Annotated in this window: 24 protein-coding genes; 14 read left to right on the forward strand and 10 right to left on the reverse strand. The window is 55.1% G+C overall.

Annotated elements, in window-relative coordinates; genetic code table 11:
- The gene (locus AB4Y96_RS04425; RefSeq protein WP_441915928.1) at positions 1-1,605 is read left to right on the forward strand and encodes an ABC transporter ATP-binding protein; all 1,605 of its coding nucleotides are present in this window, start codon (positions 1-3) and stop codon (positions 1,603-1,605) included.
- Between the two features lie 69 nt (positions 1,606-1,674).
- Positions 1,675-1,902 carry a type II toxin-antitoxin system VapB family antitoxin gene (locus AB4Y96_RS04430; RefSeq protein ID WP_441915930.1) on the forward strand — a complete coding sequence of 76 codons (228 nt, stop codon included), beginning with the start codon at positions 1,675-1,677 and terminating at the stop codon, positions 1,900-1,902.
- 41 nt (positions 1,903-1,943) lie between these two features.
- Here AB4Y96_RS04430 and AB4Y96_RS04435 read toward each other — a convergent pair whose 3' ends face one another.
- From AB4Y96_RS04435 to AB4Y96_RS04445, 3 genes are read right to left on the reverse strand one after another with little or no spacing between them, the layout of a single operon-like run.
- Positions 1,944-2,876, reverse strand: a complete 933-nt coding sequence (locus AB4Y96_RS04435; protein WP_441915932.1) for a carbohydrate kinase family protein — start codon at positions 2,874-2,876, stop codon at positions 1,944-1,946.
- Positions 2,873-3,319 (reverse strand): RbsD/FucU family protein, encoded by a 447-nt coding sequence (locus tag AB4Y96_RS04440; RefSeq protein WP_091885636.1) that lies wholly within the window; start codon positions 3,317-3,319, stop codon positions 2,873-2,875. Before AB4Y96_RS04440 ends, AB4Y96_RS04435 begins: the two co-directional genes overlap by 4 nt.
- A gap of 2 nt (positions 3,320-3,321) precedes the next feature.
- Positions 3,322-4,470 (reverse strand): ROK family protein, encoded by a 1,149-nt coding sequence (locus AB4Y96_RS04445; protein ID WP_441916037.1) that lies wholly within the window; start codon positions 4,468-4,470, stop codon positions 3,322-3,324.
- Positions 4,471-4,776: 306 nt separating this feature from the next.
- On the opposite strand from AB4Y96_RS04445, the gene AB4Y96_RS04450 reads away from it, so the two are divergent.
- The 6 genes from AB4Y96_RS04450 (at position 4,777) to AB4Y96_RS04475 (ending at position 10,556) form a co-directional block, all read left to right on the forward strand.
- A complete protein-coding gene (locus AB4Y96_RS04450) occupies positions 4,777-5,811 on the forward strand; it encodes a sugar ABC transporter substrate-binding protein (protein ID WP_441915934.1) in 1,035 nt (344 codons plus the stop codon).
- A 92-nt stretch (positions 5,812-5,903) separates the two neighbouring features.
- Positions 5,904-6,986, forward strand: a complete 1,083-nt coding sequence (locus tag AB4Y96_RS04455; protein ID WP_441915936.1) for an ABC transporter permease — start codon at positions 5,904-5,906, stop codon at positions 6,984-6,986.
- Positions 6,986-7,765: an ATP-binding cassette domain-containing protein gene (locus AB4Y96_RS04460; RefSeq protein WP_113096484.1), complete on the forward strand. Its 780-nt coding sequence runs from the start codon at positions 6,986-6,988 to the stop codon at positions 7,763-7,765. Before AB4Y96_RS04455 ends, AB4Y96_RS04460 begins: the two co-directional genes overlap by 1 nt.
- 16 nt (positions 7,766-7,781) lie before the next feature.
- Positions 7,782-8,471: a D-lyxose/D-mannose family sugar isomerase gene (locus AB4Y96_RS04465; protein WP_091885571.1), complete on the forward strand. Its 690-nt coding sequence runs from the start codon at positions 7,782-7,784 to the stop codon at positions 8,469-8,471.
- 34 nt (positions 8,472-8,505) lie between these two features.
- Entirely contained in the window at positions 8,506-9,132 is a 627-nt protein-coding gene (locus tag AB4Y96_RS04470; RefSeq protein WP_441915939.1) for a nucleoside triphosphate hydrolase, read from the forward strand.
- Between the two features lie 320 nt (positions 9,133-9,452).
- Complete coding sequence (locus tag AB4Y96_RS04475; protein WP_441915941.1) at positions 9,453-10,556, forward strand: alpha/beta fold hydrolase; 1,104 nt, start codon at positions 9,453-9,455, stop codon at positions 10,554-10,556.
- A gap of 36 nt (positions 10,557-10,592) precedes the next feature.
- On the opposite strand, the gene AB4Y96_RS04480 is transcribed toward AB4Y96_RS04475, so the two are convergent.
- Both AB4Y96_RS04480 and AB4Y96_RS04485 read right to left on the reverse strand, forming a co-directional pair.
- Positions 10,593-14,231 carry an autotransporter domain-containing protein gene (locus AB4Y96_RS04480; RefSeq protein WP_441915943.1) on the reverse strand — a complete coding sequence of 1,213 codons (3,639 nt, stop codon included), beginning with the start codon at positions 14,229-14,231 and terminating at the stop codon, positions 10,593-10,595.
- Positions 14,232-14,417: 186 nt separating this feature from the next.
- Positions 14,418-15,200 carry an IclR family transcriptional regulator gene (locus AB4Y96_RS04485; protein ID WP_441915945.1) on the reverse strand — a complete coding sequence of 261 codons (783 nt, stop codon included), beginning with the start codon at positions 15,198-15,200 and terminating at the stop codon, positions 14,418-14,420.
- A 99-nt stretch (positions 15,201-15,299) separates the two neighbouring features.
- Here AB4Y96_RS04485 and AB4Y96_RS04490 point away from each other — a divergent pair, with 99 nt between their 5' ends.
- Genes AB4Y96_RS04490 through AB4Y96_RS04505 form a run of 4 tightly spaced genes read left to right on the forward strand, consistent with a single transcriptional unit; the run spans position 15,300 to position 18,524 of the window.
- Positions 15,300-16,067, forward strand: a complete 768-nt coding sequence (locus AB4Y96_RS04490) for an SDR family NAD(P)-dependent oxidoreductase (protein WP_441915947.1) — start codon at positions 15,300-15,302, stop codon at positions 16,065-16,067.
- The gene (locus AB4Y96_RS04495; protein WP_091885583.1) at positions 16,064-16,990 is read left to right on the forward strand and encodes a 2-dehydro-3-deoxygalactonokinase; all 927 of its coding nucleotides are present in this window, start codon (positions 16,064-16,066) and stop codon (positions 16,988-16,990) included. The genes AB4Y96_RS04490 and AB4Y96_RS04495 overlap by 4 nt, the downstream gene beginning before the upstream one ends.
- Positions 16,991-17,001: 11 nt before the next feature.
- On the forward strand, positions 17,002-17,646 hold the full coding sequence (locus tag AB4Y96_RS04500) for a 2-dehydro-3-deoxy-6-phosphogalactonate aldolase (protein WP_441915949.1): 645 nt from the start codon (positions 17,002-17,004) through the stop codon (positions 17,644-17,646).
- A gap of 2 nt (positions 17,647-17,648) precedes the next feature.
- Positions 17,649-18,524, forward strand: coding sequence for an SMP-30/gluconolactonase/LRE family protein (locus AB4Y96_RS04505; RefSeq protein ID WP_441915951.1), 876 nt, complete (start codon positions 17,649-17,651; stop codon positions 18,522-18,524).
- A 32-nt stretch (positions 18,525-18,556) separates the two neighbouring features.
- Here AB4Y96_RS04505 and AB4Y96_RS04510 read toward each other — a convergent pair whose 3' ends face one another.
- The 3 genes from AB4Y96_RS04510 to AB4Y96_RS04520 all read right to left on the reverse strand — a co-directional run bounded on the left by AB4Y96_RS04510 (position 18,557) and on the right by AB4Y96_RS04520 (position 21,373).
- On the reverse strand, positions 18,557-19,282 hold the full coding sequence (locus AB4Y96_RS04510) for an SDR family oxidoreductase (protein ID WP_441915952.1): 726 nt from the start codon (positions 19,280-19,282) through the stop codon (positions 18,557-18,559).
- 348 nt (positions 19,283-19,630) lie between these two features.
- Entirely contained in the window at positions 19,631-20,026 is a 396-nt protein-coding gene (locus tag AB4Y96_RS04515; protein ID WP_441915954.1) for an iron chaperone, read from the reverse strand.
- An 84-nt stretch (positions 20,027-20,110) separates the two neighbouring features.
- Complete coding sequence (locus tag AB4Y96_RS04520) at positions 20,111-21,373, reverse strand: MFS transporter (RefSeq protein ID WP_441915956.1); 1,263 nt, start codon at positions 21,371-21,373, stop codon at positions 20,111-20,113.
- A 343-nt stretch (positions 21,374-21,716) separates the two neighbouring features.
- Between AB4Y96_RS04520 and AB4Y96_RS04525 the strand changes: the two genes are divergently transcribed.
- On the forward strand, positions 21,717-23,198 hold the full coding sequence (locus tag AB4Y96_RS04525; protein WP_441915957.1) for a diguanylate cyclase domain-containing protein: 1,482 nt from the start codon (positions 21,717-21,719) through the stop codon (positions 23,196-23,198).
- Positions 23,199-23,378: 180 nt separating this feature from the next.
- Here the strand turns inward: AB4Y96_RS04525 and AB4Y96_RS04530 are convergent, their stop codons facing one another.
- Both AB4Y96_RS04530 and AB4Y96_RS04535 read right to left on the reverse strand, forming a co-directional pair.
- Positions 23,379-23,780, reverse strand: a complete 402-nt coding sequence (locus AB4Y96_RS04530; RefSeq protein ID WP_441916038.1) for a GFA family protein — start codon at positions 23,778-23,780, stop codon at positions 23,379-23,381.
- Between the two features lie 309 nt (positions 23,781-24,089).
- Complete coding sequence (locus AB4Y96_RS04535; RefSeq protein WP_441915959.1) at positions 24,090-24,578, reverse strand: RidA family protein; 489 nt, start codon at positions 24,576-24,578, stop codon at positions 24,090-24,092.
- Between the two features lie 197 nt (positions 24,579-24,775).
- Here AB4Y96_RS04535 and AB4Y96_RS04540 point away from each other — a divergent pair, with 197 nt between their 5' ends.
- A complete protein-coding gene (locus tag AB4Y96_RS04540; RefSeq protein ID WP_441915961.1) occupies positions 24,776-25,447 on the forward strand; it encodes a TetR/AcrR family transcriptional regulator in 672 nt (223 codons plus the stop codon).
- The last annotated feature ends 17 nt before the right edge of the window (positions 25,448-25,464 follow it).

A 25,464-nucleotide genomic window follows, 5' to 3' on the forward strand; every position in this document is an offset into this window, starting at 1 on the left:
ATGACGGACAACAAAGATACTGTATTGTCCGTACGCGGACTGAAAGTTGACTTCACCACCCCGGACGGCGATGTGAACGCCGTCAAAGGCATCGATCTCGATGTCCGGCCGGGCGAAACACTCGCCGTTGTCGGTGAATCCGGCTCCGGCAAGAGCCAGACCATGATGGGCATTATGGGCCTGCTCGCCCAAAATGGCCGCGTGACCGGCTCGGCCAAATATCGCGGCAAGGAATTGGTGGGCCTGCCAACCAAGGCGCTCAATGAGGTGCGCGGCTCCAAGATCACCATGATCTTTCAGGAGCCGATGACTTCGCTTGATCCACTCTATACGATTGGCCGGCAGATCGCTGAACCCATCGTTCATCATAAGGGCGTCAGCTTCAAACAGGCCAAGGTTCGTGTACTGGAACTGTTGAAACTTGTCGGCATTCCCGAGCCGGAGCGACGCATCAACAGCTATCCGCATGAAATGTCGGGGGGACAACGCCAGCGTGTCATGATTGCCATGGCACTTGCCAATGAGCCTGATCTTCTGATCGCGGACGAGCCAACCACAGCTCTTGACGTGACCATTCAGGCGCAAATTCTTGATTTGCTGCGTGACTTGCAGAAGCGTTTCGGCATGGCCATCGTGCTGATTACCCATGATCTTGGCGTGGTCAAACACTTTGCCGAGCGTGTCGTTGTCATGCGGCGCGGCGAAGTGGTGGAAAAGGGTACGATCAAGGATATTTTCGAAAACCCGAAGGAAGACTACACCAAAATGCTGCTGGCTTCCGAGCCTAGCGGCAGTAAATCGCCCCCCGAAGACAAAGCGCCGATCATGCTGGAAGGGCGCAATGTCACTGTCGATTTTGCCATTGGCGGCGGCTTCTTCTCCAGCGCACACACGCATTTCCGCGCAGTGGACGGCGTGACGGTGAAGCTCAAGGCGCGGCAAACCATCGGTATTGTTGGTGAATCCGGTTCTGGCAAGTCAACCCTCGGCCGGGCGTTGCTGCGTCTATTGCCGAGCAGTGGTCAGTATCACTTCGAGAAAAAGAATATCTCCGACTTTGATCGCTCGGCCATGCGTCCCTTGCGCCGGGAATTGCAGCTAGTGTTTCAAGATCCGTACGGATCATTATCGCCGCGCCAGACGGTTGGTGAAATCATCACCGAGGGCCTGCTCATTCACGAGCCGCAATTATCGCGGGCTGACCGCGACAAGCGAGCGATTGCAGCACTCAAGGAAGTGGGGCTCGATCCAACCGCGCGCAACCGTTATCCGCATGAATTCTCCGGCGGGCAACGCCAGCGTGTCGCCATTGCACGCGCGATGATCCTGAAGCCGAAAGTCGTTATTCTCGATGAACCGACGTCCGCGCTCGACCGATCCGTGCAGGGGCAGGTCATCGAACTGCTGCGCGACCTGCAAGCCAAGCACGATCTGTCCTATATCTTCATCAGCCACGATCTCGCTGTTATCAAGGCGATGTCCGATTATGTCATCGTGATGAAAAGCGGAAAGATCGTCGAAGAAGGCCAAACGGACGACATTTTTGACGCGCCTCAGCATGATTATACCAAGACACTGATCGGGGCTGCCTTCGATCTGGATTGATGACTTCTCGCGTCTGGTGAAGCTATCCTGTAGACAATGCGTAAATCTATGTAGACGCGGAGCTTTAGAATGGCCTTTTCCATCAAGGACGAGACAACAGATGCCGCGGTCAGGCGGCTGGCGAAAATGAAAAATACCAGCCTCACGGATGCTATTCGTGAGGCTGTCGAGAATGAATATAATTGCATCCCGTTGCAGGAGCGACTTGGAGCGCTGTCAAAGCGTTATCAATCTTATCCCGAAACCGGGTTGGACGCCGACAAGACATTTTTCGATGGTGTCTCTAACGACATCTGATGCTTAGTGACGTCTACGCCAAGTGGCCTGAAACGCTCCGCCTAAAGTTCCGAACGCCATGGCGGGTTTGCACCGGCGCGCGAGACAGTCACCGCCGCAGCCTTGGCACCAAGCTGCAGGGCATCGCGGATTTGCTCTTCGGTTATGGAGGTGAGGGCGCTTTTGGCCAACAGGCCCGCTTCCTGTAACGACGTCAGTACACCCGCCGTAAATGTATCGCCTGCACCGACCGTATCGACCACGGATACTTTTTGTGCGGCAACATGCACGGTTAGATCTTTGGTATAGCCGGTGACGCCCTCGGCACCGCGCGTGACGAGAATGAGTTTTGGCCCGTGCTGGGATGCGGGGACAATCCAGCGGCGGGCGATCTCTTCCATCGAACCGCTTTCACCGAACCAGCGCATATCCTCATCGGAAATTTTGACGATATCGGTCATGGCGATCATGCGGCGCATGCGTGCCAGATGCCTTTCCTTATCGGGGATGAAACCGGGCCGGATATTAGGATCAAGAACAATGACACGCTTTTCGTGTTCGCGCGCCATCAGCGCCTCATAGGTAGACCCGCAAGGCTCTGGAATGAGGCTGATCGCACCGAATTGCAGCGTCGTAACATTCTCATCCAGTTCAGGCAGATCAGTGATCGCCAGAGAACGGCCCGCGCTGTTCTCGTCGTAGAAGATATAGCTTGCCTGACCATCGGTCAGCCGCACGAAGGCAAGCGTGGTCGGCTGGGGTGAAATGTGGGCATAGCGCGTGCCAACATGGTTGGCGGCAAGGCTATCACGCAACATCTGCCCGAAGAAATCCGAGGAAACACCGGAGTAAAATTCCGTCGGCACACCGAGGCGGCCCAAAGCAATGGCTGTATTGAAAACCGCACCGCCAACATAGGGCGCGAAAGCCGGTTCGCCCGCCTCGCTTGTACGCGGCAACATGTCGATCAGTGCTTCACCACAACATAGGATCATTTGTCAGTTTCTTTCGATGGATAGATGACGCCCTTGCGGACGATAATATTGCCGTAAAGTCTGGGTTCGCTCGTCGCGATGATGGTATGGGCATTCTTTACCCGTGTGTAGAATGCATCGCCAACCAGCGGCAAGAGCGAAAATCCAGACGCCCGGCGGGCGCAGACTTCGACCATTTCCTCGTGCACGGGATCGAGCAGATCCGGATTACCCTTGACCGTCGCGCGGAACAACGCCGCCGGAACAAAATCATCCACCGGCATCACTTGCAGGATCGCATCAAGGATAGGGATCAACGGCAAGCCATCGGCACGGATGAGCCTGCGGGCATGTTCCAATGCAGGATAATTTCCATCGACCAATGCGATCTCGTCACCGTGCCCCATGGCACGCAGTGTTGCCAGAAGCTCCGGGCCCAAGATGGGCGGAATACCAATCAGCACGCTCAATCAACCTTTCTGAATATTTTCTGTCCGATAAGAAACCGGTCTGAGAGAGCAAGACTGGCAGCACCCAAAGCGCGGGCGTGAATCCCCACCGTGCCTTCGACGATAACGGGCAATTCGATGCCCTCCAGATCAAACGTTCCAACATGATCGCGCACCGCGTCGACGATCCGCGTGCGCACCGCAGCAGGGACCCAGCCATCAATAACCGCAGCTTCAAAATCAACCACTGAGGATGCAGCAACCACCGCCTGGGCAATGGCTTTGGCCGAACGATCAATCCATCCGTCCAGTTCGTCGCCCATCTCGCCCCAATCTTCAGGCGAGGTCCATAAGGGGGAGGGGTCGCGGCCAAGACCGGTGACGATGCGCTCCAGAGCGGTGATCGATGCAATATCGATCAGCTGTTGTGTAGCGCCATCCGGTCCGGGCACGGGCATGGAACCAAGCGCCCCGGCATTGCCTGAACGACCGGCATAGAGGCTGCCATTGATAACAATGCCGCCGCCAATAAACGAACCGATATAGAAATAGACAAAATCATTAAGGTCTTTGGTTCCGCCAAAGACGAGTTCGGCACCACAGGCAGCGGTGATATCATTCTGTAGATAAACCGGAAAATCACAGATCGCGGCAATCGAGGCTTTGATGTCAGACCGGCGCCACTGGTCGAGAATTTCCTGTGGCGCACCCACCGTATCGGCCCACTTCCATAGCTCGAACGGCGCTGCGATGCCAAGGCCAGCCACCTTTGAACGCTGTTTGTCATCAAGCCCATCCAGCATTTTCCTGATGCCGTTTTTGGTGAAGGTCATCACGGAGTCAGGCGTTGGATAGGCATAGGGCATATGCAACATCGACCGGATGCGTCCGACGAAATCAATCAGTACAAGATCTGCGCTGCGGCGGCCAATCTTGAGGCCAAGAAAAAAGGCGCCTTCCGGATTGAGCGACATGGGAATCAATGGCTGGCCGATGCGGCCGCGCAATGGTTCTTCGCGCGAAAGCAGCTCATCGGCTTCCAGCATCCGCATGATGATCGAGATTGTCTGCGCGGAAAGACCGGTCAGCCGCGCAATGGCGGTTTTCGCCAGACTGCCATGCTGGCGCAACAACGAAAGCACGACCCGCTCATTGTGGTCGCGCATACCGCTCTGGTTTGTTCCCTGATGGAGCGGCGGCCGTGTTCCTCCCGGACCGTGGCGCTCCGATAGTCTGATGCCCAAAAGGACGTCCTCCCTGAGATCGGCCTGATATCGGCGCGACAATGGAACCATCGGGCAAAGCTGTCAATAATAAATAAGAGTGATTTATTAATGTTGACAGCTTGGCGAGGCTGGTATTTTCTAAGGGCAGCACTTGGCCGGGAGGATAACTGTCCGAGGTGTTCAAGCGAACGAATGCTGCCCATGGGCGGCACGTCGCATTATGATTAAACTCTGGGAGGAAGTGACATGCGTAAGAGCATTTATCTCAAATCAACCATTCTCGGCGCTGCTGTTGTGGCCATCGCCGCCTTCGCCGCTCCGGCACAGGCTGCAGGCGTCGGCGCCTGCCTTATCACCAAGACGGACACCAATCCGTTCTTCGTCAAGATGAAGGAAGGTGCTGTTGCCAAGGCAAAGGAACTCGGCGTTAACCTCAAGACCTATGCGGGCAAGATCGACGGCGACAGCGAAAGCCAGATCGCAGCTATCGAAACCTGCATCGCCGATGGCGCTAAGGGTATTCTGATCACGGCATCAGACACAGCAGGCATCGTCTCGTCGGTTAAGCAGGCACGCGATGCCGGTGTTCTGGTCATCGCACTCGACACACCGCTTGATCCAGTCGACGCGGCTGACGCAACTTTTGCAACCGATAACCTTCTGGCGGGCGAACTCATCGGCAAGTGGGCCGCCGGAACTTTGGGCGACAAGGCCAAGGGCGCAAAGGTTGCTTTCCTCGACCTGACACCGTCACAGCCATCGGTCGACGTTCTGCGCGATCAGGGCTTCATGAAGGGTTTTGGCATTGATGTTGTCGACATTAACAAGATTGGCGATGAGAAAGACCCGCGCATTGTTGGCCACGACATCACCAATGGCAATGAAGAAGGCGGCCGCAAGGCCATGGAAAACCTTCTGCAGAAGGATCCGGGCATTAATGTCGTTCACACGATTAACGAGCCAGCTGCTGCCGGTGCCTATGAGGCGCTGAAGGCATTCGGCAAGGAGAAAGACGTGCTGATCGTTTCCATCGATGGCGGCTGCCCCGGCGTGAAGAATGTTGAAGCCGGTGTTATCGGCGCGACATCACAGCAATATCCTTTGATGATGGCTTCGCTCGGCATTGAGGCCATCAAGAAGTTCGCTGACACCGGAGAAAAGCCGAAGCCGACAGCAGGCAAAAACTTCTTCGACACAGGCGTTTCGCTTGTCACCGATAAGCCGGTCAAGGGCGTCGAGTCCATCGATGTGAAGAGCGGCCTTGCCAAGTGCTGGGGCTGATCGCCGCCTGATCTGACAAAAAAGCAAGCAGGCAAGGAGGGGACGGTGTAAACCGTCCTCTCCAAACTGCGCAAATTTCGGGGAGCCAACTCATGACCGAAACCAATCCGGGATCACAACCCAAGCAGGAATTCGAGAGCGTTCTTACGCAGAGCGCGACAGCCGTTGCCAATTTCGACGGTGAGCAGAAAAGCCTTGTTGAGCGGACGCGCCACTTTCTTCATTCGAGCCCGGCAGCTGTTCCGCTGATCGTGCTTGTGTTGTCTCTGGTGGTATTCGCCGTCATCGTCGGTTCGCGCTTCTTCACACCTTTTGCCCTCTCGCTGATCCTGCAACAGGTGGCGATTGTCGGTATTGTCGGCGCGGCGCAGACACTGGTTATTCTGACCGCCGGTATCGACCTTTCCGTTGGTGCAATCATGGTTCTGACGTCAGTCGTCATGGGTCAGTTCACGTTCCGCTACGGATTGCCGGTCGAGCTTTCCATTCTGTGCGGCGTCGCTCTGGGTGGATTGTGCGGTCTGATCAACGGCATACTGATTGCCTATGTGAAGCTGCCACCCTTCATTGTCACCCTCGGTACATGGCAGATTTTTCTGGCAACGACCTATATCTACTCTGCCAATGAAACGATCCGGGCGCAGGACATCGAAACCAACGCACGGATGCTTCAATTCTTCGGCGAAAAAATCCAGATCGGTACCGCCACCTTCACCTATGGCGTGTTTGCCATGATCCTGTTGATCGCCATTCTCTGGTATGTGCTCCAACACACGGCATGGGGCCGCCATCTCTACGCAATCGGTGATGACCCGGAAGCGGCCGAACTTGCGGGTGTGCGCACCAAGCGCGTCCTGATTTCCGTCTACGTATTGGCCGGTTTCATCTGTGCATTGGCCGGTTGGGCGCAGATCGGCCGCAACGGCTCCGTATCGCCACAGGTTGGCCAGTTCGCCAATATTGAATCCATCACCGCTGTGGTTATCGGTGGCATGTCGCTCTTCGGTGGACGCGGATCAATCCTCGGCATGCTCTTCGGCGCACTGATTGTCGGTGTTTTCTCCTTCGGCATGCGCATGTACGGCACCGATGTCCAATGGACCTATTTGATGATCGGCGTTTTGATCATAACGGCTGTGGCAATCGATCAGTGGATCAGAAAGGCAGCGAGCTGATGACCCAGGAACCCCTTCTTACGGCTCGCGGTCTGGTCAAACGATATGGCCGTGTCACGGCTCTCGATCATGCGGATTTCGATCTTTATGCCGGCGAAGTTCTCGCTGTCATTGGCGACAACGGCGCCGGAAAATCCTCTCTTATCAAGGCGATATCGGGTGCTGTTCATCCTGATGAGGGCGAAATCAAGCTCGATGGCAAGGTGATCAATTTCCGCTCTCCAATGGAAGCGCGCGATGCCGGTATTGAAACCGTCTACCAGAACCTTGCTTTGTCCCCGGCACTTTCGATTGCCGACAACATGTTTCTTGGCCGCGAAATCAGAAAGCCGGGCATTCTTGGCAGTTGGCTACGTATGCTCGATCGCAAGGCCATGGAAAAGCAGGCGCGCGACAAGCTGACCGAGCTTGGCCTGATGACCATTCAGAACATCAGTCAGGCGGTTGAAACGCTCTCGGGCGGTCAACGGCAAGGCGTCGCCGTGGCGCGTGCGGCTGCTTTCGGCTCCAAGGTCGTGATCATGGACGAACCAACGGCAGCACTTGGCGTAAAGGAGTCCCGCCGCGTTCTGGAACTCATTCAGGATGTGAAAAAGCGCGGACTACCGATTGTGCTGATCTCCCACAATATGCCACATGTTTTCGAAGTGGCTGATCGCATCCACATTCACCGGCTTGGCAAACGCCTTTGTGTCATCAACCCAAAGGAATACACCATGTCCGATGCCGTGGCATTCATGACGGGAGCCAAAGAGCCACCCGCCAGTCTTGTTGCATGAAGGACAAATTGCAAAAATGAAACGCTCAGAAGTCAACGCGATCATCCGTGAAAGCGATAAGTTCATCCGCTCCTTCGGCTATGTCATGCCGCCTTTTGCCTATTGGTCACCGGAAGAGCTGAAGGCCCGTACGTCAAGCGACACAAAAGCTATTCTCAAGGCGCGGCTAGGCTGGGATATCACCGACTATGGACAGGGCAAGTTCGACGAACTCGGCCTGTTCCTCTTCACCACCCGCAATGGCAATGCCGACGACCTGCAAAAGGGCGGCGGCATGCTTTATGCGGAAAAGATCATGATCTCACGCGAAAAGCAGCTCTCGCCGATGCATCGCCATATCGTCAAAGCCGAGGACATCATCAATCGCGGCGGCGGCACACTTGTCCTTGAGCTTTTCAACTCGAATGCCGATGGCAGTGTCGATGAGAAGACCGATGTGGAAGTGGCAACGGACGGGCGTATCGTCAAGCTAAAGGCCGGTGGCCTGTTGAAATTGCAGCCGGGCGAGAGTGTCACGCTGCTGCCGGGAAACTGGCATGCATTTTGGGGCGAAGGCGGCGATGTGCTGATCGGCGAAGTCTCAACGGTTAATGACGATCTGACCGACAATATCTTCCGCGAGCCAATTGGCCGTTTCTCCTCCATCGAAGAGGATGAGGCGCCAGTACATCTCCTTGTTTCCGATTATGACAAATGGCTTGCCTGAACCATCAAGCGGTTTTGGCAACAGGCGGTATTCGATGATTGTAACAATCGATGATCTGGTGACGGCCATTCTGGCCCGCGCCACAGAAACCAACCGTCTGATCGTTGCCATTGCCGRCCCTCCCGGGGCCGGCAAATCCACCGTTTCCGCAGCAATCTGCGCGGCCATCAACGCCAAGGAGAATGACGCAGCTGTGGTCGTTCCTATGGATGGCTTTCATCTCGACAATGCTATTCTCGATGCCCGTGACCAGCGCAAACGGAAGGGCTCCCCACCCACCTTCGACTGTGCCGGGTTTGAAGTCCTGCTGAAGCGGCTGCGGGCAGGGGAGAACGGTGTCGTCATTCCCCTTTTTGACCGCAAGCTCGATCTGGCGCGCGCGGGTGCTGCTGTGGTGAGTGGAGATCAACGCATTCTTTTGGTGGAAGGCAATTATCTTCTGCTTGATGAAGCGCCTTGGAACAGACTGGCACCACTTTTTGATATCACGGTGTTCCTGCAGGTGGACCGCGTCGAAATGGAAAACCGCCTTGTTCAGCGGTGGCTCGGCTTTGGCTACAATGTCGGTTCGGCGCAGCAGCGCGCCCTTTCCAATGATATCCCCAATGCTGATCTCGTCTTGTCCGGATCACGTCCCGCCGACTATACGGTGATGAACTAGCACGATCGCTCGGCACAATTATTGTTCGTGGTTCGGCATAACAACCATGACGGGAGAGTGAGGACTAATCTCCTTAGCCATGGGTCCTCGGGTCAAGCCCGAGGATGACGGAGGGGGTGGGCTGTTGACAGTCAAGTTCTGCAATCTTTGCGATTAGCGTTGCATCCTCACTCTCCGTCATGGTTGTTATGCCGAACCACGCGCACAATTCACATCCCGCTGCCTATACGGCTATGAACGCGCAGCCACTGTCATTCTGATGTAACAGGAAAAGGCGATGGGCTCGAACGACGCCAGTCTCGGCATTTACAGGCAGGACAATGCAAAACCTTTATCCGGAGATTGAGCCCTACAGCCACGGCGTGCTCGCCGTTGGCGACGGCAACAGCATTTATTGGGAAATGTGCGGCAATCCGCAAGGAATCCCGGCGCTTGTCCTTCACGGTGGTCCGGGTTCCGGCTGTTCCACAAATACACGTCGTTTCTTTGACCCTGATCGCTATCGGATCATTCTGTTCGACCAGCGTGGTTGTGGTCGCAGCACACCCCATGCCAGTGATGCGAACACCGATATGTCGGTTAATACAACAGCACATTTGCTTGATGATATCGAATGGTTACGCCAGCACCTTGATGTCAGCCTCTGGCTTGTATTCGGCATGTCATGGGGATGCACATTGGCGCTTGCCTATGCCGAGAAACACGCCGACCGGGTGCTTGCTTTGGTCCTCGCGGGTGTGACCACCACGCGGCGTTCGGAGATTGACTGGCTCTATCGTGATATCGCGCCTCTGTTCCCGGAAGAATGGGCAAAATTCCGAGCTGGGGCATCTGGTGCGGGGTGCGTGGTTCGACAAGCTCACCATGAGGGAGAGTGGGGATGCAATGCTAATCACAAAGATTGCAGCACAAAGGGTGCAGAATTTAGCTCCCTTTCACCAATCTCCCTCATGGTGAGCTTGTCGAACCACGGAGAGCGGGACGGCGATCTCGTCAGCGCCTATTACCGCCTGTTAAATGATATAGACCCGAATGTTCGCCTGAAAGCTGCCCGCGACTGGCATGAATGGGAAGCGGCGTCGATCCTTATCAATTCTGCGGCAACGCTATCATCAAAATGGTCTGATGATCGCTATATTCTGGCACGCGCCCGTATCATCACGCATTATTTCCATCATAATGCCTGGCTTGAAAATGGCGTTTTATTGCGGGAGGCCAGGGCCTTAAATGGAATATCTGGTGTAATGGTTCAGGGTCGTTTCGATTTGGAAGCGCCGCTCGTGACGGCATGGGAGCTGTCGCAGGTCTGGCCGGATGGCGCGTTGGTTATCGTACCCAATGCTGGACATTCACCAACCGCGACTGGCATGAGCGAAGCCATTGTTGCATCAACAGACAGATTTGCCCGCAGACTCCAAATGTGAAATGGGGTTGGCATGGCGCCAACCCCATCGTCAGTTTCAGAACTTGACCGTCAGATCCGCCTTGACGGCATTGTCATTGTTCTCGCTGGAGAACTGACCGGTATAGGTCAGGCCGAGCGACGCGTTCTTGCCAATACCGACATCAAAGCCAGCTTCCACCGCAAGGGCATCTTCGGCAATCGGCAGACCCTCAATGGTGAAGGGCCGGCCACCGGCAAAGGCCAGAGTCTGCTCTGGAGTAACATCGCCAAAGGCGTGGTTCCAGCCAAGCATACCGCGCGCGGTGAGAATGGTGCTTTCGCCAAGTGCAAAGTCATGCGAGGCACGAAGGCCAAGTGTCGTCGTGGTCACGTCACTTGAGTTCGAATGAACCGATACATTGCCTATCCCGCCATTTTCCTGAAACCCGTCAGATTTCAGATGCGCATATCGTACCCCGGCAAAGGGTTCAAAAGCAGCGTAAGACGTATCGATACGGTAGCCAAGTTCACCAAAGACCTGCACGGTCTGGGCCGTGTAGGAAACATCCGCCGCACCGGCAGAACCACCGAAAGTATCACGCCGGTTGGTATCAATCTCATGATGGGCAAGCGTGGCGCCAAGGCGCAGCCCAAGCGCATCCCATTGCCGTCCACCATAGACACCGACCTGATAGCTATCGACTGAAGCTTTGTCACCGCCACTGTGCAACGATGTATTGCCATAGCCTGCCAGCAGACCAAACCGCCATACATCGGCAATCACACCATCAAGACCGGTGACAAAACCACCGGTATCTCGATTGTAACCGGAGGCATTGCCGCTGCCATCCGCATGAGCCCAGGCTCCGTAGGCCTGTCCCCATAGCGCCGTTGAAGCCGGGACCGGCTCAACCGCGGCAAAGGCCTCGCCGCTTTTCGACTTGGAATCCGGACCATAGGCCAACGGCGCCATTGTCGGCTGCGGCTTCACGGCAACGCCGTCAAATGCTGCCCGAACACGATCGGTTGCCGCCTGACTGATGAACTGACCATCCTGAAGGAGGACCCCGTTCAGCGTGGCATGGATTTCGCCAGTCAGAGATTGATACCCTCCGGCGAGATTGTCGAAAAGGGTTGAAGCAAGAACCTTGTCGTAAAGCGGGTTACCGGCACCAAGGTTATTAATCGCCTTGCCAACTGCCTTCTGATTTCGAGTTTTACCCAAATCATCAAAGCCGAGACTGTTGCGTCCCAAGGTAACAGTTACATCCGTGGGCGTATAAGCCAGCGAGGGATCGAAGAACAAATACGACGTGGCGACCTTCTCGAATTTTCCATCAATCAGTCCGGTTGAAGAAAGGATGCCATAACCCCGACCACTAATCGGGGCTTTGCTGTCTCCAGCTTCGGGTGTCACAACTACTACACCACCCAGCAGCTTGGTTTTCCCGTCTACTGCCAGCTTGTCAGCGGCTTCCCCGTTGACCTCAATATGCAAATTACTGCCTGCATTAAAGGTCACATCACCCTTTGACGCCAACGTGCCGACGGAATTACCCGGCGCAACGGTACCACCTGCATTGGCAACGATTCCACCAACAGTGCCGTTACCGCCCAATGTACCGCTATTGTTGACGATAACCTTCGAGGTGATTGATCCGTCATTGTTAAGCGTTCCATCCGCATTTTGCGTCCGGGATATGGACAGCAAGCCGCCATTGATAATCGTATCGCCGCTGTAAGTATTTACACCCGTCAATCGCAGTGTACCCGCGCCGCCTTTGGTCAACCCGCCCACATAATTATTGGGGTCGCCAAGCTTGGTCTGCAAGGTTGGAATCAGCGCTTCATACGCGGTAAACTCCGCCAAAGCACTGGCAATGCGATCATTGGTGATCGTACCGCGAATGGTATCCAGACTGGAAGCAGGCGTCGTCGAGAAGGTTACAAATTGTTTCTCTCGCGGTTTGCTCGTGTCGGGGTTAGTCGCCACGAAGGCGTTCCACAGCGCCGTTGCGGTTGCATCCTTGCGCATATCCGCATCGGCCTTATCAAACGCTGCACTGGCAGCCTCTGCTTCTGCCTCCGTCAATGGAGGAACCTGCGCAAGAGTGATTTTATCCAGCGCTGCATACCGCTTTGTTACGAGATCGATGGCAGCCGGATAAGTGGCAGTCGGGAAATCAACCGCGACCTGATCCTTGATTTTCGCCTTGCTGGCTTCGGTTACACCGTTTTGCCAGCCTTCCGTAACCTTCTTTGCTTCCCAGTCTGCTATTGTCTTGGCATCCTCGGTCTTGCGTTGGTTCAACGCATCCTGAGAGATATTATTGCTCCAGACCTCTTCATTCTTGCCAACATAGGTGCCGGGCAGATTGGCCGTAAACTGGCTCATGAACTGACCGGGGCCTTTGAGTGCCTTGTCGAGATTGATCAGGCCCCAACCGTAAACACTGTCAACACCAGCGTCACCGAGATCGGTGGATGTCGTTTTGAGAATCTCATTGACCTCGCCATTGGCGAGATAGGAATAGCGTTGCTTCAACACGGCAAAAGCGCCGGTGGCAAAGGGGCCAGCCATGGAGGTGCCGTTGAACTTGGCATAGCCGGGTTTCAATTCCCCGGTGAAGACATCACCGATCTTGAAACCGGTAATATCGCCGGTTGGAATGCTGCTGTAGATCTGCGTTCCGGGGGCACCTACGCAGAAATATTTGGAATAGCCGCAATTGCTGGAAAAGCTGCTTCTTGAATATCCCTGCGGATTCTCGGGGTCCGCAACGACGCTCATTGTCGTCAGCCAATGTTTCTCTACATCCGGTGCAAAAGCGGCAAGCCCCGCCATCGCGTCCGGTTCGAGCCCGCCATCATTGCCTGCCGAAAATTCGACAACAATGCCGCTGCGCGCAGCCTTGAGAGCGCCGCTGTAAGCGCCACCTTCCGGCTTGTCGAGAATCGCCTTGATCTCCTGAAATTGTCCATAAGCCTGCTGATAGGACCAGGATGAACTGGAAWGACCGATACCCCAACTGTCGGTGATGATATCAACACCGCTATTGATCATGGAATCCCAGGCCTTGCCGTAGACGGCGCCATCATTGCCAAGCACGATACCGTCTTCAGGGCCCGCGTCATAATTGTTGGCGGCAAAAATATGGGCGTCAAACGCGACACCCATCATTTCCTTGCCATCGCGGTTCGCCGCGGCAATGCCCGCAACGTGCGTTCCATGTTCCGAAATGCCGCCCAAGCCATCAATGAACTGCTTGCCATCGGCGACGAATGGATCACCAGCCTTAACCGGGATGTTGGGATCGGTGTAAAGGCGAATACCCGTATTGGTAAGGAATGTCAGTTTGCCAGCGCCAGCAAATTCCGGATGACCTGCCCAGACAGGCTGGTCGATCACGCCAAGTTTTGCACCTTTGCCGGTGTACCCCATGGCGTAGGCCGCGTCGGCATTAATTGCTTTCAGACCAACATTTCCATTGAATTCCTTGTCGGCGCGCCATGTTTTCCTTGCCGCCTCGAAATCATTCGTTCGCGTGCCATCAGCGTTGAAATATTTGGGGAGTTCCTGTGCCAGTGCGCCCGTTGTGAGTGCAGCTGTAGAGATGAGTATTGTTGTAAAAACAGTTGTTTTGAGATGTTTGCGGAACCGGGAGAGGTGACAATTACGCACGGAATGAGCCGCGCTGATGTCGCGAAAAGACATATAAAATCCTCCAGTATTGAGACCAACTAATACGAAAGTTGGGGGAGACTGAAATTTTTATATGTGTGAGGTCAAGCGCTCACAGAGCGAATTATGAATTATTTGTGTTGATTTCTTGAAAACTAAGGCAGGAACCAAAATTCAATCGGTTAGATGCAACATTTATTCCGAAGTAAAAACAAATGGTTATGCACGCGGCGAAAGTTGCGTTGCCATATTTGCCATAATTGCCGCTGCCGCAGCACGGGTAATACCCGCCCAGGATGTGAGAATCTCGGGCGTAATACGATAGGCGGGACCGGTCACGGAAATACCCGCAACGAAATGTCGGTTATGGGAATATATAGGCGCGGCAACACAGCAGATATCCGTTTCGTGCTCCTCACGGTCATAGGCGTTGCCCTCCACCCTGATGTGATCGATTTCCTTCAGCAGCGCCTTTGCATCAGGCAAGGTGTTTGCAGTAAAACGTCGAAACTCAATCAGGCCAATGCGCGCATTAAGTTCCTCGTCTGAAAGGGCGGATAGCGCAGCTTTGCCGACGCCCGTGCAATAAACCGGCGCCGTATTGCCGATCTGCGAATACATGCGAACACTCTGGCGGCTTTCCACCTTGTCGAGGTAAATCACTTCGATACCGCGTAAGACGCCCAAATGAACCGTTTCACCGGTTTGTTCGTGCAATATCTGCAGGTGAGGCTCGGCAATGGTGCGAAACTCATTGCTGGACCAGGCTTTCGAGGCAAACTGCAGCAGGCGAAGACCAAGGCCATAGGAATGGTCGCGATTCATGGCGAGCAGACCTTCCTCGATCAGATTTGATATTTGCCGGTGCAGTGTGCCGCGCGGCTGATCGGACAGTTTGAGCACGTCGGTAAAACGGAGCGGCACCGGCGAAGAAGCGACAATGTTCAAAACCTCCAGAGCTTTCCCTAGGGTTCCCGTTGAGTTTTCCTGCGTCTTGTCCATTGAATGACATCCACCTCTTGACTTTCAGCACTCTAGGATGACTATTCTATATAGTCAAATTGCGTTCCAAATAATGGAACTCACAGCGAGATTCTGACCATGATGCCCTCTTCTATTTTCCCCGATCTGAAAAACCGTTCCATACTTATCACCGGGGGAGGGTCCGGCATTGGCGCGGCCTTGACCGAAGGGTTCGTCCGGCAAGGTTCGCGCGTTGCTTTCGTTGATATTGCCGATGATGCCTCCCACGCACTCGTCGAGCGTCTGGACAAGGAATATGGCAACAAGCCGCTTTACCTGAACACGGACTTGCGCGACATCGAAGCGCTCCGCGCCGCTGTGGCCAAGGCTATTGCGGCTCACGGTCCAGTAACTGTGCTCGTCAACAATGCGGCCTGGGATGACAGGCACGATATTGACGATGTCACGGTCGAATATTGGGACAAAAACCAGTCCATTAACCTGCGTCCGCAGTTCTTCACCGCGCAGGCGGTTGCGCCGGGTATGCGGCAATCGGGCGGCGGTTCGATCGTCAATTTTACCTCCACATCTTTCATGATCAATCAGGGCAACTTTCCCTCCTATACGGCTGCAAAAGCTGGAATTATTGGCCTTACCAAAGGGCTTGCCGGCCGTCTCGGACCGGAGAACATCCGCGTCAATGCAATAGCGCCGGGCTGGGTCATTACGGAACGTCAACGCGAACTCTGGGTGACTGATGACAGCCTCAAGGCTCATATCGACAAACAGGTGCTGAAGGAGGAAATTCAGCCCGGCGATATGGTCGGGCCTTGCCTGTTCCTCGCTTCGGACGCGGCCCGGATGCTCACCGCCCAGACATTGATTGTCGATGGAGGCTATCTGTGAGCGGGACAGCAACCTATGCGGTCGCCGATTGGGGAACGAGCCGCTTCCGTCTCTGGCTTTTGGACGAGAAAGGCAATGTCGTCGCCGAGCGTCGTTCAGATGATGGTCTGGATACATCGCGCGCCCGTGGTTTTGCCGAAACGCTCGAAGATCATCTGACCGGTCTTCGCGCACCGATAGATTTGCCTGTTATCATCTGCGGTATGGCCGGTTCGCGGCAGGGTTGGGTCGAGGCCAATTACGTACCAGTACCGGCGGATCTCACGGCGATACTTTCCGGAGCGGTCAAAATTGCTGGTATCACCCGCGATGTCAGGATCATCCCGGGCCTGTCGCAATCGGGCAGCGCGCCCAATGTCATGCGGGGGGAGGAAACCCAGCTGCTTGGCGCCATGCTGGCCCGTAATCTGCGCAGCGGTCTGGTGGCCATGCCCGGCACACATTCAAAATGGGTGGAACTGGAAGAGGGCAGGGCAAAATCTTTTTCGACCTATCTGACCGGTGAACTCTATGCGTTGCTGGCCGGGCATTCGATCCTGCGCCATTCCATTGGCAATGCCGCCGATGCGGCCACACCAGAACATCCGCAATTTATTGCGGGGCTTGAACTGATGCTTGCTGGCAACCGGCGCATGCTGGGCGAACTTTTTGGTATTCGCGCTGCCATGCTGCTGGAAAATCTTACGCCAGATGCGGCGGCATCGCGGTTATCAGGTCTGCTTATCGGCACTGAGATCGCAGGTGCCAAGGAAAAATATGGCACAGCAAACAAAATCGCACTCGTCGCATCGGGTGCAATGGCTGCGCTTTATGCCAAAGCACTGACCGTTGCGGGACTTACCTTCGACATCGTTGATGCAGATGAGGCCGTACGCAAGGGATTGTTTGTTGCCGCATCCAAACTCTGGCCAGCCGAAGCATAAGGACACTTACAATGACACAATCTTCCGCTCCCTGGCCCAAGCTCAAGCGCGATCTGATAGCCATATTGCGCGGCGTCAAGCCTGACGAAGTGCTTGCGATTGGCGAAGAACTGGTGAAATCCGGTATCGATGTGATTGAAGTTCCGCTCAACTCGCCCGAGCCGTTCCAGTCTATTGAACTCTTGGCGAAAAGCTTGCCATCGCATGTGTTGATTGGCGCTGGCACGGTGCTCGATCCTGCCGACGTCACACGCCTTGACGCGGCAGGTGGCCGTCTGATGATCAGCCCGAATGTCGATGCTGCCGTACTTGCCGCCGCAGCAGAAGCAAAGATGGTGACAATGCCCGGCGTTTTCACGCCAACAGAGGCTTTGGCCGCATTGAAAGCGGGCGCTTCGGGCCTTAAGTTTTTTCCTGCCAGCGTGCTGGGTCCCGATGGCATCAAGGCGATCAGCGCAATCCTCCCAAAGGGTACGATTATCGGGGCTGTTGGCGGCGTGGATGAAAACAGCTTTGCTGCCTATTCCAAGGTTGGCGTTCGCACGTTCGGTTTGGGCTCAAGCCTTTACAAGGTCGGCGCATCGGCTGCCTATGTCGGCGAGCGGGCAAGGGCAACCGTCGAGGCCTATGACCGGATATTTTCTGCCGGAGCCTGATTATGGATAAACCAAATATTCGCGTCTTTCATGATGTGCCCTGCGAACTGGGTGAAGGGCCGGGTTATGATCCGCTGACAAAAACAGTGTGGTGGTTTGATATTGTTACGGGCCGCCTGTTTGAAAAACCCCGTGCCGGCGGTGTGGTCGATGTCCACCCGCTGGGCCAGATGGCAAGCGCCCTTGCGGTTGTTGATGCGAACCGCCAGTTGATCTCGACGGAAACGGGCCTGTTCATCCGCGACCGCACGACCGGCCACACGCTTATGCACCAGCCCATTGAGGCGGATAACCCCATCACCCGGTCGAATGACGCCCGCGTGCATCCAGCCGGTGCGTTCTGGATCGGCACTATGGGCAAGAAATCACAACAGGGTGCGGGCTCGATTTATTGGTACCGGGAAGGACAGCTGCGCACGCTCTTCACCGATATTACCATCACGAATTCGATCTGCTTTTCTCCCGATGGGCGCATTGGCTATTTCGCCGATACCCGGAAGAACATCATCTGGCGTGTCGATACGGATTCTGAAACCGGTTTGCCGCTTGGCGAACCCGCTGTGTTCTATGAGCACAAGGATGCCGGTGGCATTGACGGCTCCATCGTTGATCGTGATGGCAACCTTTGGAACGCTTGCTGGGGTCGCGCGCATATCGATGTCTATTCGCCCGATGGAAAGCGCATTCGATCCATCGCAACTCCGGCGCGGCAACCTTCATGCCCGGCCTTTATCGATGAGGACTCCGCAGCCATGGTGGTAACGACAGCCTATCAAGATATGAGCGAGACCCAGCGCCGCTCCGACCCCAATGCTGGCAAGACCTTTTTAATCGAGGTGGCCGGGAAGGGGCGGTTTGATCCACCCGTCCGCCTATGAGTTGAAGCTGAAGCGACAGACCAAGCCGATGCTCAGGTAATCATGTACCCGCCATCTACGGGCATCGCGATTCCATTGACCATTGCGGCTTCATCAGACAGAAGGAACAGGATCACCTCGGCCACATCGGCAGGTTCTGCAAAACGGCCGACCGGAATGCGATTGAGCATTCCCTCCGATTTTTTTGGATCGCTCCAGGCTTTCACCGCCATTGGTGTCAAAGTCACCGTCGGGTTGACCGCGTTCACCCGGATACCGTGGGGGGCAAGCTCCAGAGCCATCACCCGCGTCAGCCCATCGAGCCCGCTTTTTGAAGCACAATAGGCGGCATGGTCGGCTATGCCGACAAAGGAGGCTACCGAGGAAACATTGACAATGGCCCCCTTCTGCCCTTTCGCAATGAGATCACGGGCATATTCCTGCGCAACGATCATGGGTGCCCGCGTGTTCACCGCAATCAGATGATCAAAGGATTCGACTGAGGTCTCGACGAATGACTGCAGATCGGTGGTGCCTGCACAGTTCACGAGCAGATCAGCCGGCAGGGCCTGGCGCGCCGCCAGCCGCGTCGCCTGCGCATTGCTCAGATCAACCTCGATTGCTGTGCATCCGGGCACATCGCGCAGCGCTTCAACATCCCCGGCGCTTCGGGTAAGCGCAATGACGGCTGCCCCACGGGCGCTTAGCATCTGCGTGAGCACACGGCCGATCCCCTTACCCGCACCGGTAATGATGACCCTCTTCCCCGCGAATTCCATGTCAAATCTCCTTAAATCCGCTTGACCATTATCAGGGCGAAAACACGAACCGATGCGCATCGACCGTCACGGGATCGACGCGACCAAAGTTAGAAGTTTCTGATCAACGCCGGTTCGAAGACCGAAACGTTCACAAGAATTCCGACTGCGCAAAGCGGGATATATTCAAGCCGTATGGCAACGGTCCATCCTTGCCCGGCATCACATCATCCATCGGAAGAGCGACGCTCTTGTCGGTGGCGGCAACCTATCACGCTGGAAGCGAGACCGGACACCACTCCGTCCCCAATGCGGTGATACTTTTTTGATCGAAGGGCATGGAAGGGGCGGGGCGATCACGCCATCAGGCTATGATTTCTTACCCTTCGACTTGGCCGCTTCCATTTCCAGATTTTCCTTCATCCGGAATTTGACAATCTCGCGCACAAGATCAAGCGGCAGCGGTTCATCAAGCCTGAACCGAACAGTAGATTTGCTCAATTCGTAGGGCGTAAACTCTTCTTTGAAAACCTCGAAGACCTTAAAGGCGGGGAAAGACAGCGACACATGCTGTGTATAGGCGGAATAATAGATCAACATGCCATGAAACCTGAAAGCGGGTATCTGGTAGCTGATCAATTCCTCGGCTTCAGGTGCCGTTTCGTGGATCGTTTCTCTCAGTTTTTCCAGAACGGCACGCGCTTTATCAGGCAGTGATTGCAGATATTCCTCAACGGTGCTGAACCTCGTCTTCTCCCCAGTCATCCCTTATCCTCAACCATATCGGGACGGCGGCGGGAGAGTATAAACCCTTTCATCAGCCGCTTCCCCGTTCCCGCTTGCTCTACATTAACCCGAAAGGTCGCGTTCAAGGTAAGCTTGACGACCGAACAAGGCAAGGATGGCAAAGCCAGCGGCGGGAAAGACAAGTGCCAGAACCAGCCAGCCCGGCGCGCCCCAACTCACCAGCAAAGCAGTCAGCAGAAACGGCCCGAGCATTTCAGCGGTTGCAGAACTGGTGTTGAAAAAACCTTGATACTCACCCTGCCGCCCCGGCGGCGCCAGACGGAAACTGAGATCCCATGCTCCCGCCATATGCATCATCTCACCAAATACATGGAGCAGCGCACCGAAGATGGCGAGCAGCACAGCGAGCCACACCGTCGATGATAGGGCCATCGCAGCGAATGCGAGACAAGCGGCGGATAATAGAAGTGTCGCTGAAAAAATCGACCTGCGCGCGTCCTTGGCTGTCGCGACACGCCGCCCCAATCGAACTTGCAGCAACATGACACCTATGGTGTTCACACCATAGAGAACCGGCGCAATCCAGAGCGGAGCTTTGGTATGCAAGGCGATCCACAGGGGCAGTGTCATATTGAGTAGTGGAATGTAGAGAAGAATAATCGTGTTGAGCAACGCCAAGACCACATAGGGCCGGTCCCTCAGCACCGCGAGAGGCGGGCCTCGCCTGATAGGGACTGGCTCCGGCACATTGGATGGCAAAGAGCGGTAAACCAAAGCTGCAACGAGGAAAATTGCGCCTCCGATGGAAAAGGCCAACCGATAGACCGGCAAACTGTCGAAATACAGGGCCAGGCTACCAATTAAAGCGCCCACTGATAGGCCGCCATTACCAAGCGCATGGAGGTACGCACTCGTTTGCGTGCGGTGGCTGGCGTCGATCAGGGATGCTATCATCGCCATACGTGCGGTCATGGCGCCGCGCAGACAGGCGGCAAAACAACACGTAGCTATAACAAAAGCTGTAAATCCGTTGACCAACAGGAAAAACCAGTAGCTGAGACCAACGCCGACTGTCAGCCACGCGGCAATATTCCGTGCGCTCCAGCGATCGGCCAAAATGCCAAGGGGCAATGGCACCAGCAGACCAACCATCCCTGATATTGTTAGACCAAGGCCTATTTCGAGCGGCGACAAGCCGGAAGCCCTGGAGAAGAACAAAGCAGAACTCGAAAAGTATATGCCGCCAGCAATGGCGCCCATCGTCTGGGCGATGGCGAGCCCACGAACTGTCTTGTCTGCAGGCAATATACGCGACCGAAAGGCGCTATATTTTGACCGGATTTTCGCCTGCAGAATGTTTGGCATTGTCAGTGTCGTGTCGCTCCATTGTAAAATCACAGATTGTTCGGCTGAACCCAGCTGAGCAGCGGTCCATAGGCGAAACGCATAGCCCCACATGAAAAAGCTACATCAAATCAAAACGCGTGAAAATTAGACCAACGGACTAGAGGCTGCCCCCGTTTTCCTTGCTTCCTTATGCCAAAACACGCGTGCATTGATGTCCATCATGCAACACCCGGCACGAACCGCGTGGCAACCCTTGCGAATTCATACGGAACTCAACCTAGGGTAGTTGACAATAACCGCAAAGCTGCCAATCAGACGGGAATATTAACCATGTTCCTCCCGACCGAGAGATTTCATCCCCATGGACAAGTTCAGTTTGCATCAGGACGAAATAGACGCATTTGATCTTGCCCCGATTTCGCTATGGCTGGAAGATTTCAGCGCGGTGCGAAAACTCTTTGATTCCTTGCGCAGGGCAGGGGTTGATGACATCGTTGCCTATCTGCGGGAAGACGAAGCCCGTATTCGCGAATGTGCCAAGCTGATCCAGGTACAAAAGGTCAACAAGAGGACACTCTCGCTTTTTGAAGCTGCCGATTTTGYCGAATTGGTTGCCAATCTCGGCGCTATTTTCCGCGATGACATGCTGCAAACGCATGTTCAGGAACTTGGACAGCTCTGGTCCGGCAAGGGCGAGTTCTCCAGCGATACCGTCAATTATACGCTGTCAGGCAAGCGGCTGGACATCCAGCTACGCGGCAAAATACTGCCAGGATATGAAGCGTCTTGGGAAAAGGTCCTGATTTCGATCGAGGATGTCACCGACCGGGAAGATGCCAGACGGCAACACGCCGCAAGCCAGCAATATGCCGAGGGACTTTTTGAACACTCTCCCGTCTCGCTATGGGTGGAAGATTTCAGCAAAATCAAGAAGCTGCTCGATGGTCTTCGCGAACGCGGTATCGAAGATTTCCGGGTCTTTACCGATGTTCACCCGGAGTTCGTCCAGCAATGCGCCAGCGAAATCCGCGTCATTGATGTTAATCGCGAAACGCTGAAGCTCTTCCAGGCGCCCGATGCACTGACGCTGTTGCGACGTCTGCCCGATGTTTTCCGCGATGAAATGAACATCCATTTCCGCGAGCAACTGATTGACCTGTGGAACGGCAAGCTGTTCCATCAGCGCGAGACGGTCAATTACGCACTTGATGGGTCCGAGCGGCATGTGCTGTTGCAGTTCTCGGTATTGCCCGGACATGAGAATGACTGGTCATTGGTCCAGATATCGCTGACCGATATTACCGCCCGCAAGAAAGCCGAAGCCTATCTGGAATATCTCGGCAAGCATGATGTTCTGACACGCCTGCACAATCGCGCCTTCTATGTGGATGAACTCAACCGGCTGGAGCGCAGAGAGTTTTTCCCGGTTTCCATCATTATTCTGGACCTGAACGGACTAAAGACCACCAATGATCAATGGGGCCATGGTGTTGGTGACGGTTTGCTTCGCCGCGCCGGTGAAATCCTCAGCGAAGCGGTGAAACCTCCGCATTATGCCGCGCGCATTGGCGGCGATGAATTCGCAGTGCTGCTGCCTGCGGTTGATGAGACCGGTGCGGTGGCAGTTGTCGAGGAGATTTCGAGCCTGATCGAAATCAACAACCAGTACTATTCGAATATCCCTTTGAGCTTCTCGATTGGCTGGGCCACAAGCGCTGCCGGGGAAAAGCTGGAAGCCGTTGCCAAGCGCGCCGATCTGTTGATGTATCAGGACAAACGCCTGCGCTACTCAACCATTGAAAGCGGCTGGCGCAACAACAAGCCAGAGAACGAGCCACGCTGATATGGATGACCTTACGCCAGCAATAGCCGGATATTGGTAGCGGCAGCTAGTTCCATAACAACTCTTATGCGATCTTTGTGTGTAGCCGGGGTGGGTTCTATTCTGAAGTGCGACTTTGGCTGCATTGAATATCGCCCTGCTCGACCGGGAGCATAAGAGACTGCAAAGTTGTCCTTCGCGTCAGATCAGACTTGCGTTGAAGCGCTTGACCTCTTCCGCAAGACTTACCCAATGATGTTTGGATTGCTCGAAGATTGATAGTGTTGGCGCCGGGAAATTTGGATCGGCCAATGCACCGACAGCTACGCCAATCATTGCGGGTGCAGCATCAGGCTTCCAATAGACTGTCGAACCGCAGATCGGGCAAAAATACATGCGTACATTGCGGCCACTTTCGGCAACGCGATTGAACTCTCTAGCCGCTCCCGAAATCTCGACGGTATCAGCCGCATAAAATGCGTTGACACTGAATGATGTGCCGGTTCGCCGTTGGCAGGCTAAGCAATGACACACGGCAACCAGTTTTTCTGGCTCTCGCATTACAAGTCTGAGTGCGCCGCATACGCATTGGGCATTGGTCATGGAAAATCCTCCGTCTTTCTCGGTGAGATGATTTTTGGGATGTGAGATGAGGCGCAGTGCAAACCGCCATTGTAGCTGGCGGCGCGTGGAAAGTGACCCGTCGCGGATCAGGATGCGCAGCGCCAAGAATTATCCAGCTTCACGGAACTGTCAATAACAAGGCTCCGCAAAGGGTCGAAAGTTCCGGTACGTGATGGTGTCTTAATCAAAGTGAGAAAGCGAGAGCCGGAGAATTGACCGGATCGCCACGGATCGGGATGCCTCACCTCGATCCGTTAGTGGCAGTCTTTACGCAGCCAACCGCCCCCGCTAATCGAGCACGACCACCGCTTCCACTTCGAACAGCATGGGGTCAATTGCGAGTTTGGGAACGGGAATCAGAGTCTGCGCCGGCAGTGCCTCGCCGAACACTTCCTTGACGTTCCTGGTCAACACCTCAAGCTTGGACATATCGTGATCGACCACGAAGACTGTGAGCTTGGCGACATGGTCCGGTCTGGCACCGAGCGCATCGAGGGCGGCGCGCAGATTTGCGTAGGCCTGCTTAACCTGAACAGCGAAGTCGGGCGATAAGGCTCCAGTGCTGTCTTGACCGCCCTGCCCGGAGATGTAGGCCACACGGCCTCCGCGCGGCGTGATCACCGCCGTGCTATAGCCGTTCGGCGACGGGTCATAGAGGGAGTGTGGATTGACGATGGTCAGCTTGAGATCATTCTCATTTGCTGTCGCGGCCGTGGGAATTCCCATGGTCATGATGATTAGCCCTCCGATAAGCAGCTTTTTGATTGCGCGTGACATGATTTTCTCTTGGCTCTGCCCATTGCGAGCAATGTTTCCCCGCGGCTGGCATGATTGAACTTTGACCCATATGACCCATATAATGGCTAGTACACTGTACGATACATTATATAGTACGTTGTACGAGTCAACCGTTCAAGATCGACATTCATCGTGTTGCCAGTCAAAATCGACGTTCTGAACAGTGAGGAAAACAGATGGCTGCCAAACGTAGCGATATTCCGGGCAAGCGGGCTCAGCCCATGCAGGATCGCAGTGAACCACCCCTCTCCCTGGAACGTATCGCGGGGACTGCGGTGGAACTGCTGGACGCACAGGGAGTCAGTGGATTGACGATGCGCAAGCTGGCTGATCGCCTCGGCTCGGGCGTGATGAGCCTCTATTGGCACGTTGACAACAAAGAGGATGTCTTTGATCTGGCGCTCAATCTGGTGCTTGAATATCACGGACCGCCGCAAGTGGATAAGTCGCAAGACTGGCGTGCAGAAGTCGTTCATATGCTCGAAGACTGGCGCGCCAGCATGCTGCGTCATCCCTGGTCGGCATCCCTGTTGCCGCGCCGGGCGCTCGGCCCGAACATCCTCAATCGTCTGGAACTGCTGAGCAAGATCCTGTCCGGAGCCGGTGTAGCGGACGCAGATCTGAACATTGCGATATGGTCGCTCTGGAACTATGTAATGGGCGCTACCATCACCCGGGCAAGTTTCGACCTTACGGACGATGACATGGCTGCTGCGCAGCAATGCCTCACACGTCTCAGTGAACACTACCCGACAATCGAACGCTCTCGTCTGCTTTTGGATAATGATTGGGATGGTGCATTCAGAAAGGGCCTCGACTTCCTGCTCGATGGCCTTTCTCCCAGATAAACGCAATAGACCGCCCT

The organism is Phyllobacterium sp. TAF24 (assembly GCF_052113785.1).
Taxonomy (GTDB): Bacteria; Pseudomonadota; Alphaproteobacteria; order Rhizobiales; family Rhizobiaceae; genus Phyllobacterium.